The organism is Streptacidiphilus monticola, from assembly GCF_042658505.1.
In the GTDB taxonomy this organism is placed as follows: Bacteria; Actinomycetota; Actinomycetes; order Streptomycetales; family Streptomycetaceae; genus Streptacidiphilus; species Streptacidiphilus monticola.
The window spans coordinates 17,980-28,953 of record NZ_JBHSQJ010000073.1; the positions used below are offsets into that span (position 1 = coordinate 17,980).

5 protein-coding genes are annotated in these 10,974 nt (G+C 72.0%); 4 read left to right on the top strand and 1 reads right to left on the bottom strand.

All coding sequences use genetic code 11. The annotated features are described in order from the left end of the window. The first annotated feature begins 227 nt into the window (after window positions 1-227). Window positions 228-1,229 carry a LacI family DNA-binding transcriptional regulator gene (locus tag ACFP3V_RS18115; protein WP_380584647.1) on the top strand — a complete coding sequence of 334 codons (1,002 nt, stop codon included), beginning with the start codon at window positions 228-230 and terminating at the stop codon, window positions 1,227-1,229. Window positions 1,230-1,370: 141 nt separating this feature from the next. On the opposite strand, the gene ACFP3V_RS18120 is transcribed toward ACFP3V_RS18115, so the two are convergent. After that, complete coding sequence (locus tag ACFP3V_RS18120; protein WP_380584649.1) at window positions 1,371-4,358, bottom strand: glycoside hydrolase family 48 protein; 2,988 nt, start codon at window positions 4,356-4,358, stop codon at window positions 1,371-1,373. Window positions 4,359-4,716: 358 nt separating this feature from the next. On the opposite strand from ACFP3V_RS18120, the gene ACFP3V_RS18125 reads away from it, so the two are divergent. From ACFP3V_RS18125 to ACFP3V_RS18135, 3 genes are all read left to right on the top strand, one after another. Further along, the gene (locus tag ACFP3V_RS18125) at window positions 4,717-7,467 is read left to right on the top strand and encodes a cellulose binding domain-containing protein (protein WP_380584651.1); all 2,751 of its coding nucleotides are present in this window, start codon (window positions 4,717-4,719) and stop codon (window positions 7,465-7,467) included. A gap of 170 nt (window positions 7,468-7,637) precedes the next feature. Then, window positions 7,638-10,244, top strand: coding sequence for a SpoIIE family protein phosphatase (locus ACFP3V_RS18130; protein ID WP_380584652.1), 2,607 nt, complete (start codon window positions 7,638-7,640; stop codon window positions 10,242-10,244). 133 nt (window positions 10,245-10,377) lie between these two features. Continuing rightward, window positions 10,378-10,941: a GPR1/FUN34/YaaH family transporter gene (locus ACFP3V_RS18135; RefSeq protein WP_380584654.1), complete on the top strand. Its 564-nt coding sequence runs from the start codon at window positions 10,378-10,380 to the stop codon at window positions 10,939-10,941. Window positions 10,942-10,974: the final 33 nt, after the last annotated feature.

The following is a 10,974-nucleotide window of genomic DNA, read 5'->3' on the forward strand; positions in this document are numbered from 1 at the left end:
TCCCGAGTTGCTCGCCCGCTCGTGCGGCTTCTCCCCCGGACCCATCCCCACAGGCTATCGACACCGACGGCGTGGGCGGAGCGGTCCGACGAGAAGCCTCAAGGATGGCGCTTCCACGCCGCGGGGCGCAGTCGAAAGTGATCGAACGCTGTCAAACATCTTGACGGGTGCATTCAAGGAGCCCAACCATCGGGAGCGCTCCCAACCGCCTGTCGCGGAGGAATGCCATGGACTCCACCCCGGTCCGCACCACCCTTCGCCCCACCCTCGCCGAGGTCGCCCGGCACGCCGGCGTCTCCACCGCCACGGCCTCGCGAGTGCTCAACCGTTCCGCTCCCGTCAGCGAACGCGTCGCCGCCGCGGTGGAGGCCGCCGCTGCGGAGTTGGGCTACGTCCGCCACCGCGCCCCCAGCGGGGGCGCCCGGCAGACCGGCGCGGTGGCCGTCGTCGTGTTCGACAGCCTCGCGCAGTTGACCACGGACACCTTCCACGCCCGGGTACTGCGCGGCGCCGAACGTGAACTGAGCCGCACCGGCCATGAGTTGGCCGTGCTGACGGCGCCCCGGGGCAGCCGCAGACCCGCGCTCGCGCACTACCTGTGCAGCGGGCACGTGGACGGCGTGCTGCTGGTCGGCCTGCACGGCGACGACCACTCGCTGCCCCGGGTGCTGCAGGCGGCGGGCGTGCCGGTGCAGTGCATCGGCCGTCCGCTGGGCGCGGCGGGCCTGCTGTACGTGGACGCCGACAACGTCGGCGGCGCGGCGGAGGCGGTGGCCCACCTGCTGCGCAGCGGACGCAAGGCGGTGGCCACGATCGCCGGCCCGCAGGACATGGCCGTGGGCACGGACCGCCTGGCCGGCTACCGCCGGGCCGTGGCGGGCACGCAGGAGATCGTCGCCTACGGCGACTTCGGTGCCGCGAGCGGCGAGCACGCGATGCTGCGCCTGCTGGACCGCCGCCCGAAGCTGGACGCCGTCTTCGCCGCGTCCGACGCGATGGCCGCCGGTGCGTTACGGGCCTTGCGGCGCCTGGGAGTCCGGGTCCCCGGCGACATCGCGGTGGTGGGCTTCGACGACGCGGTCGTCGCCCAGCGGACCAGCCCCCAACTGACCACCGTCCGGCAGGCGGTGGAGGAGATGGGCGCGAGGGCGGCGTCGGCCCTGGTCCGACGCGAGCCCACCGCCCCCGTGGTGCTGGGTACCCGACTCGTCGTCAGAGAGTCGGCCTGACAGCCTGAGCAGCCACGCGCCCTCAGGGTCGCGAGGAACCGCGCGCCCGGCCACCCCGGGAGGTACGGGCCCGACGTACGGGCCGGACCTCCCCGGGTGGTGTGTTGCTCGCGCGGTTCCTCGCGCCCTAGCGGGGTGCGACTAACTGTTGGGGAACAGCTGGGCGAAGGTGTCGAACGCCGTGGCGATGTCGGCCTCGGCCCAGAAGCGGTGGTAGTTGAAGACCGGCGCGGCCCCGCCGTTCAGGTACGTCTGCACCTTGGACCACTGGGGGTCGTTCTTGTACCACTGCCGGATGGACAGGAACGTGTTCGTCGACGAGCTCAGCTGCGTCCCGTCCGGGTAGGTCCCGGTCCAGCCCGGCGGGATGTAGAGGCCCTGGTGGGTGGACGGGTCGTACGCCTGGGTGAACCGGCTGTAGTCGGTCCGGGTCTCCGGGGCCGAGTAGCCCAGGGAGTCGGCGTACTTGGAGTGGATGATGTCGAGGATGTTCTGCGCGAACTTCTGCGACGTCGTGTCACCCGACTTGGCGGCGTAGTAGCTCAGCGTCTTCGCCAGCGACCCGGCCACGCCGAGGTCCGTGGCGGAGCCGCTCGCGGTCACGTGCAGGCCCGCGTTGGCGCCGGGGCTGCTCGCGTTCCAGGTGTCCGGCGCGCCGGTCCAGGTGAGCGTGCCCGGGGTGGTCAGCGTGCCCGTCGTCGGGTCGGCCTGGGACACGGACATGGCCCACTTGACCCACTTGTCGAGCACCGCCTTCGCGGTGGCGTTGCCGGAGACGTAGTAGTACTCCGCGAACCGCTCCATGGCCCAGGTCTGGAAGCCGAACCACGAGTTGCTCGCGGGGTCGTGGTACTCCGGCTGCCAGTCGTAGTACAGGCCGTAGAAGGTCGGGTCGCCCGCCGGGGGCTGGGACACGTCGCCGTAGTTGCCGCCCCAGCTGTTGGTCGCGCCACCCGCGATGCCGCCCTCGGTGGACTGCAGCCACTGGAAGAACTGCAGCTGCTTGGTCAGGCTCGCCGACCAGTCCGTCGCCGCCGTGGGCGACTTGGGCTCCAGGTTCGGGTCGGTCGACAGCGCGTAGGCCGCCAGCGGGTTCTGGTAGCCCTGGTGCGCTGTGGAGCCGGAGATGCGCCAGGACCAGGAGCCGTCGGAGGCGCCGCCCCAGGCGAAGTACCACGTCAGCAGGCCGAGTTGCTCGTTGGCCTTGCTGGTGCCGGCCGGGCAGGTGGTGGAGCCGTTGCAGTTGCCGGCCTGCTTGAAGTACTTGTCGTAGAGCGCGTAGCGCAGGTAGTCGCCCAGCTTGGCGGCCTTGGCCAGGGTGGAGCTGATCGCCGAGGTCTTGCCCTGCGCCTTGGCGAAGGTGTCCGCCCAGTACGCCGCCTGCACCAGGCGCGCGTCGGCGTCAGGGGCGTCGGTGAACTTGTACTGCTTGGCGTAGGAGCCGCCGCCGTCGTTGAACAGGGACAGGAAGCCGGAGCTGGAGTTGCCGTACTTGAAGATGTCGCAGTCCGGCTGCGGGATGGTCTCCCAGACGGACTCCTCGGGGCCGCGCTGGTAGGTGTTGATCAGGCTCGGCTTGGTGGTGCCGTCCTCGCAGTTGCCGAAGCCGTACTTGTTGTCGGTGTCCATGATCCAGGCCGGGGAGTACATGTCCGCCGTGCCGTAGGTGCTGGTCAGCTCGGAGGCCAGCGGGTCGGTGCCGACCGGGACCGAGGAGTTCAGCTTGACCGGGTACTGGTCCGGCTGCGGCAGCTCGGGGCCGTAGGTCGCGGGCTTGGCCGGGTTGTAGGTGGACTGTCCCGGCTGCTGGGTGTGCGACGGGATCATGTAGGTCTCGAGGTTGGTCCAGGCGTTGTTGAACCCGGTCCAGTCACCGGTGACCCGGCCGTAGTCGGCCTCCAGCCACAGCCAGTAGCTGTAGGTCTCCGAGGTGGTCTCGTGACCGTAGTCCGGGGCCTCGACGATCAGGGTCTCCACCGAGTGGTAGGGGATGCCGAGCGGGCTGAAGTAGCCGTTGTTCGGGTCCTTGATCTTGGCGTAGAGGTCCAGGAAGTACTGGTCGTAGGTGCTCGCCTTGGCCGACTCGGTGACACTGACCGCTGCCGAGGCGTAGCCCGTGGCCGAGGCCGTGAACGTGGCCGTGCCGCCGGCCTGCGCGCTCGCCGTGCCCGCCGTCACCGTCACGTTCTGCGCGGTGCTCCAGTTGGAGGGCGTGAAGGTGAGCGTGGCGGGAGCCGCCGTCAGGTCGGTGTCGCTGCCCGAACGGGCGATCGCCACACTGACGTTGGCGCTCGGTGCGCTGGACAGCTTGACGCCGAAGGTGCCGCTGCTGCCCTGCTGGACGGTCAGCTGGCTCGGGCTGACCACGATCGAGGGCCCGGTCACCTTGATGGCCACCGGGTCGGAGGTGGTGGTGGCCCCGCCGTTGTCGGTGGCGACCGCCGTGACGGAGTAGTCGCCCGCCGCCACGTTGGCCCAACTGGCCGTCCACGGCGCGCTGGTGGCGGTACCGACCAGCGTGTTGCTGCCGGTCCCGGTGGAGGCGTAGAAGTCGACCTTGCTGACGGTGCCGTCGCTGTCGGTGGCCGTGGCCGCGAGCGGCACGGTCGCGCCGGGAGAGAACACCTGACCCGCCGTCGGACTGGTCAGCGCCACGTTGGGCGGGGTGTTCGCGCCGTTGCAGGCGGTGCCGTTGACCGCGAAGGCGGTCGGCGCGGGGTTGCTGCCGCTGTAGTTGAAGTTGGCGTTGGTCGTGTAGCTGGCCCCCGCAGCGATGTTCGGGGCCCAACTCGGGGCGGTGACGGTCACGTTCTTGCCGGACTGGGTCCAGGTGCCGTTCCAGCCGCTGGCCAGGGTCTGGTTGCCGGCCTGCGTGTAGGTCAGCGTCCAGTTGCTGATGGCGGTGCTGCCGCTGTCCTTGATGGTGACGGCGGCGGTGAAGCCGGAGCCCCAGTCGTTGCTCACGGCGTAGGTGACCTGGCAGGACACGCCCGCCGCGGCCGCCGGGGCGGCGGCCAGGCCGACCCCGCCGCCCGCGGTGGCGAGCAGCGCCAACGAGGCCAGGACGGCGGTCCTGCCTCGGTGCCGGTGTCTGCGGAGTCTGTCGAGCAGGGAGCTGCGTTCCCGCATGCTGCCTCCAACTCTCGTAGGGGTGGTGCCCGACAGCGTGCGCAGGACGCCGCAACCGAGGGAACGACGCAGGGTTCCGGAACCGGGCCGTGGCCTCACTGACCAGCGCTTCGGCGAAGCCCTCTCATGTAGCTTTCACAGAACGCGGCCACGCCACCCGATCGAACTCCGCCTTCGACACTTGACGATTGACGGCCCGTCAGCACCGCGCGTGTGCTGGATCCGCCCCTCCGGGGCGCCCCGCCCGGCGCCGGGCTCGGTCCACATCCCCACAACGGCCTCACGGCCACGGGTCCGGCGGTCCGGCGGGTGCCCGGGCCGGGGTCCACCGCCGTCCCCGTCCGAGGAGCCGCCCGCCATGAGACCACTTCGCGCCCTGCTCGCCGCCGTCACCGCGGCGGCCACGCTGGGCACCGTCGGCCTGCTGGCCGTCGCCGCGCCGCCCGCGTCCGCCGCCGCGAGCCAGCCCTACAGCTGGAACAACGTCCAGATCGGCGGCGGCGGCTTCGTGCCCGGCATCGTCTTCAACACCGCGCAGAAGGGCCTGGTCTACGCCCGCACCGACGTCGGCGGCGCCTACCGGCAGGACCCGGCGACGAAGAAGTGGATCCCACTGCTGGACTCCGTCGGCTGGAACGACTGGAACCTGACCGGCGTGCTGAGCCTGGCCACCGACGCCGCCGACCCGAACCGGGTCTACGTCGCCGCCGGCAGCTACACCAACAGCTGGGACCCGAACAACGGCGCCATCCTCCGCTCCACCGACCAGGGCGCGACCTGGTCGCGGACCACGCTGCCGTTCAAGGTCGGCGGCAACATGCCCGGCCGCGGCATGGGCGAGCGGCTCACCATCGACCCCAACAACGACAAGGTGCTCTACTTCGGCGCGGAGAGCGGCAACGGCCTGTGGCGCTCCAGCGACTACGGCGCCACCTGGGCCAAGGTCTCCACCCTGCCCGACACCGGTCCCTACGCGCCGGACCCCACCGACACGACCGGCTACCAGAGCGACCCCGAGGGCGTCCTGTGGGAGGTCTTCGACAAGGGCAGCGGCACCGTCGACGGCATGACGAAGACCGTCTACGTCGGCGTCGCGGACAAGACGGCCGACAGCGTCTACGTCACCCACGACGCGGGTGCCACCTGGTCCGCCGTCAGCGGGCAGCCCACCGGCCTCATCCCGCACAAGGCGGTGCTCGACGGCTCCGGCGGCAACCTCTACCTCGCCTACAGCGACACCGGCGGCCCCTACGACGGCGCGCACGGCGACGTGTGGAAGCTCGCCACCGGCACCGGCGCCTGGACGAGGATCAGCCCGGTGCCGTCCACGGACACCAGCAACGACTACTTCGGCTACAGCGGCCTGGCCGTCGACCCCGAGCACCCGTCGACCGTGATGGTGACGGCGTACAGCTCATGGTGGCCGGACACGCAGATCTACCGGAGCACCGACGGCGGGGCGACCTGGAAGACCTTCTGGTCCTACAACGGCTACCCGAACCGCACCGACCAGTACACGCTGGACAGTTCGGCCTACCCCTGGCTCAACTTCGGTGCCACGTCAGCCTCTCCCCCGACCGAGCTGGTCAAGCTCGGCTGGATGACCGAGGCGCTGGCGATCGACCCCTTCGACTCCGACCGGATGTACTACGGGACGGGCGCGACCCTCTTCGGGACCAGCGACCTCACCGACTTCGACGCGGGCAAGAAGATCACCATCGCGCCCGTGGTCCAGGGCCTGGAGGAGACCGCGGTCCAGGACCTGATCAGCCCGCCGACCGGCGCCCCGCTGATCAGCGCCCTCGGCGACCTCGGCGGCTTCCGCCACACCGACGTCACCAAGGTGCCGTCCACCCTGTTCACGTCGCCCGTCTTCTCGACCACCACGGCCCTCGACTACGCGGAGACGAGCGCGAGTTCGATGGTGCGGGTGGGCGACCTCCCATCCGGCTCGACCGACAGGCACATCGCCTTCTCCACGGACGACGGCGCGGACTGGTTCAACGCGAGCAGCGAGCCGAGCGGCGTCACCGGCGGCGGCACGGTCGCCATGGCGGCGGACGCGAGCGCCACGGTGTGGAGCCCGGCCGGCGCCGGCGTCTACCGCACGTCCGGGTACGGCAGTTCGTGGACCGCGTCCTCGGGCGTCCCGGCCGGGGCGACGGTGGCGGCGGACCGGGTGGACCCGAAGACGTTCTACGCCTACTCCGGCGGCACCTTCTACGTCTCCACGGACGCCGGCGCGACCTTCTCGGCGACGGCCGCGACCGGCCTGCCCAGCAGCGGCAAGGTGCGGCTGAAGGCCCTCCCCGGCGTCAAGGGCGACATCTGGCTGGCGGGCGGCAGCAGCACCGGCAACGCCTACGGGCTGTGGCACTCGACGGACGGCGGGAAGAGCTTCACCAAGCTGTCCGCCGTGGACCAGGCCGACAGCATCGGCTTCGGCAAAGCCGCGCCCGGCAGCAGCTACCCGGCCCTCTACAGCAGCGCGCAGGTGGGCGGGGTCCGCGGCATCTACCGCTCGGACGACGCGGGCGCGACCTGGGTCCGCATCAATGACGGCCAGCACCAGTGGGGTTGGACCGGCGCGGCGATCACGGGTGACATGCGGACCTACGGCCGGGTCTACATCAGCACCAACGGCCGGGGCATCGTGTACGGCGACATCGCCGGGACGGTGACGGGCAGCCCCAGCCCCAGTGCGAGCGCGAGTGCGTCCGCGTCGGCGTCAGCGTCGGCGTCCGCTTCCGCGAGTGCGAGTGCGTCGGCTTCGCCGAGTGCGAGTGCCAGTTCGACGGCGGGCAGCGGCTGCTCGGCCAGTTACTCGGTCAGCAACCAGTGGCCGGGCGGATTCGGGGCCAGTGTGACGGTCACCGACAAGGGAGCCGGCGCCATCAGCGGATGGACCGTCACCTGGACCTTCGCGGACGGCCAGCAGATCACCTCGCTGTGGAGCGGCAGCTACACCCAGTCCGGGGCGAAGGTCACCGTGACCAACCTCTCCTACAACGGCGCGCTCGCCCCGGGCGGCTCGACGTCCTTCGGCTTCAACGCCGCCTGGAGCGGTGCCAACACGACCCCGACCTCCATCACCTGCACCTCCAGCTAGGTGCCCCTTCAGGGGCGCGAGGAACTGCGCGGGCGACACACCACCCAGAGAGGTCCGACCCCATCTGCGGGACGAACCTCCCCCGGTGATGTGTTGCCCGCGCAGTTCCTCGCGCCCCTGGAGGGGCCGGTACGCTGGCGTGGCGCCGCGCGCACAGAAGGGAGCAGACGGTGGTCACCGCACGGGCAGCTGCCACGTTCGAACCGGTGGGCCGGTCCGTCGCGGCCGCGCGCGGCTTCGTCCGGGACACCCTGCAGGGCTGGGGCTTCGCCGAGGTCGTGGACGACGCCGTCGTCCTGGCCAGCGAGCTGGTCACCAACGCCGTCGTGCACGCGGGCACCACCGCCGAGGTCTCCTGTCTGCGCCGCGAGGACTCCGTCCGGGTCGAGGTCGCGGACCGGTACCCGAACCGCACGCTCCCGCTCCATCCCGGGGAGGACGATCCGCGCGGCTCCGAACTGGAGCGCGAGGGCGGACGCGGCCTCATCCTCTGCGCCGCGCTGGCCTCCCGCTGGGGTGTCGACTACACCGCCGCGCACAAGCGGGTCTGGTTCCAACTCGACCTCCCCGCACGGGCGGCGGGCACCCGGCACGCCGGACCGCAGACCCCCGTGTCCCAACTCCCGTCCGCCGACGCGGCGGTGCGCGTGGGCGTGCTGCGCGTGGACGAGCAGGGCATGGTCACCGCCTGGAACCCGGACGCCGAGGAGCTGTTCCGGATCCCCGCCGACAAGGCGCTCGGCCGCCCGCTCGGCGAACTGGCCGCCTGGCCGCAGACGCCCGGCACCGGCCTGGGCCTGGAGGAGGCGCTGCGCCTGTCCCGCTGGGAGGGCAGCTACGGCATCCGCGCGGGCGACGGCCGGATCATGGCCGTCTACGGCTCCCACCTGCGGGTCCGCGATGCCGAGGGCGTCCCGTCCACGGTCTGCCTGCTCGTCAGGGAGCAGGAGCGGGCAGTGCTGCAGACGCCGCCGCGGGTGCAGCAGGGCACCGAGGCGGGGGCGGGCCCCGGTGCGATCGGGCCGTCCTTCGAGGCCTTCATCGGCTCCCCCGCGCCGGACGACCTGGACGGGCTGCTCCAGCGGACCGTCGAGCGCGCCCGGGACCTGCTGGACGGCGATGCCGCCTACCTGCTCCTGGCCACCGACGACGAGACCGAGTTGGAGGTCCGTGCCTCCTGCGGTCTGCCCTCCGGCCGCCAGCGCTTCGCCCGGGTCCCGGTGGAGGCGGCCGGCCGCTACGGCTCCGCACGGCTGCCGGCCGTGCACGAGGACCTGACCGCGCAGCCCGGTTCGGTCCCGGTGCTCGGCGGCACGGGGCTGCGGTCGGCGGTCTCGGTTCCGCTCAAGGTGGAGGGACGGCTGACCGGTTCGCTCGGCGTCGCCGCCCAGTCCCCGGGCCAGTACCGCAACGAGGACGCGCTGCGGCTCCAGTTCGCCGCCGACCGGATCGCCCTGGCCGTCGAGAGCGCCCGGCTCACCGAGCTGGAACGGCTGCGCCGCGGTTCCCTCTCCTTCCTCGTGGAGGCGTCCGACCTGCTGGCGGGCACCCTGGAGCGGGACCAGACGCTGGCACTCGTGGCGCAGATGACCGTGCCCACGCTCTCCTCGTGGTGCGCCGTCTACACGATCTCCGAACAGTCCACCCCCGAACTGGCGTACGTCCTGCACGAGGACGAGGACCGGATCGACGGACTCCGCGAGCTGCTCCAGCAGATCCCGCCGCCCGAGGCGGTCAACACCCCGGGCGCGCGCGACTGGCCCGCCCCCGGCCATGCCGCGCACGACGCCGCACTGCGCGCCTCGCTGCGCAGTTTCGCCCACGAGGCCGAGGTCGAGACGCCCACCCAGGCCGTGGCGACCGCGGCCGCGCTGGGCGGGGAGACGGTGGTGCTGCCGCTGGTCGCCCGCAACCGGGTCATCGGCCTGCTGGTGCTGGGCAAGCCCGCCGACGAGAAGTTCCGCCGCGAGATCCTGGAGCTGGCCGAGGACCTGTCCCGCCGCGCCGCGCTCGCCCTGGACAACGCCCGCCTCTACAGCGAGCGCACCGCCATCTCCCGTGCGCTGCAACGCAGTCTGCTGCCGCCGGAGTCGCCCCGCATCCCCGGCGTCGAGGTCGAGGTGGTCTACCGCGCGGCCGGCGAGGGCAACGAGGTCGGCGGCGACTTCTACGACGTCTTCCCGATCCGGGAGGGCAGCTACGGCTTCGCCATCGGCGACGTCTGCGGCACCGGCCCGGAGGCAGCGGCCGTCACCGGTCTGGCGCGGCACTCGCTGCGGCTGCTGGCCCGGGAGGGCCTGTCCGCCCCCGAGGTGCTGCTGCGACTGAACGCCGCCATCCTCGACGAGGGAGCGCGCAGCCGCTTCCTCACGCTGCTCTACGGGGAGTTGACGCCGCGTCAGGACGGCAGCGTCGAACTGCGCACCGTCTGCGCCGGGCACCCGCTGCCGCTGCGGCTGCGCCCGGACGGCACGGTGAGCCCCGCGGCCCAGCCGCAGCCGCTGCTCGGCGTCATGGACGACCTCGAACTGACCGAGGAGCGGCTCGAGTTGGCCCCGGGCGACGTGCTGCTCTGCGTCACCGACGGCGTCACCGAGCGCCGCGAGGGCACCCGGATGCTGGGCGACGACGGCCTGGCCGAGGTGCTGGCGGGCTGCACCGGCCTGACCGCGGGCGCGGTCGCCGCCAGGGTGGAGCGTGCGGTGGAACGCTTCGCCGCGGAACCGCCCTCCGACGACATGGCGATCCTCGCACTGCGCATCCCCGCACAGCCTTGAGGCCGCCGTACCACGTGATCGCACACGAAGAACGACTGGTCAATAACTGTATGATTACACTGCGTTGACTAATCGTCACTGACGGGTACGGAACAACCATCGGTTCCTGCTTGACCAGTGAAAGGAGGCCCCCGTGAGCAACGAAGCCGCGGTGGCCAGCCCCCGTTCCCCCCTCGGATCCGCAGCGGCGCCGCTGGGCTACCTCGCCCTCGGCCTGACCCTGCTCGCCTTCGGTCTGCTCTCCACCGGCGCGATCCACGGCACCTCCGCCGGCGAGGCCAAGAGCCTGGCCTTCCTGCTCGGCGGCGTCGCCCTGTTCGTCACCGGCCTGCTGGAGTTCCGCGGCGGCAGCGCCGCCACCGGCACGGCCTTCGCCGGCCTCGGCGCGCTGTGGGCGGTCTGGTCGCAGGCGGGCAGTTGGTCCGCCAACGGCGCCGGACTCTTCCTGCTCCTCTGGGCCCTGCTCGCCCTCAGCCTGACGCTGACGCACTGGGGCGGCGGCCTCTTCGTCCGCGGCGTCTACGCCCTGTTCACCGTGGCGCTGGTGCTGGACGCGATCGGCGCCTTCGCCGGCAACGGCGACCTGGCCAAGGTGGGCGGCTGGCTGACCGCCGTGGCCGGCCTGCTGGCCTGGTACACGGCCACCTCCGCGCTCAGCGGCGGCGCCTGGGGCCGCGTCTCGCTCCCGGTCCGCTGAGCCGGTACGGCACCGGCAACTCCCCTGGCCCCC

Excerpts from the sequence above, each read along its gene's own strand:
- ACFP3V_RS18115 (WP_380584647.1), top strand. The coding sequence starts at position 228 with ATGGACTCCACCCCGGTCCGCACCACCCTTCGCCCCACCCTCGCCGAG.
- ACFP3V_RS18120 (WP_380584649.1), bottom strand. The coding sequence starts at position 4,358 with ATGCGGGAACGCAGCTCCCTGCTCGACAGACTCCGCAGACACCGGCAC.
- ACFP3V_RS18125 (WP_380584651.1), top strand. The coding sequence starts at position 4,717 with ATGAGACCACTTCGCGCCCTGCTCGCCGCCGTCACCGCGGCGGCCACG.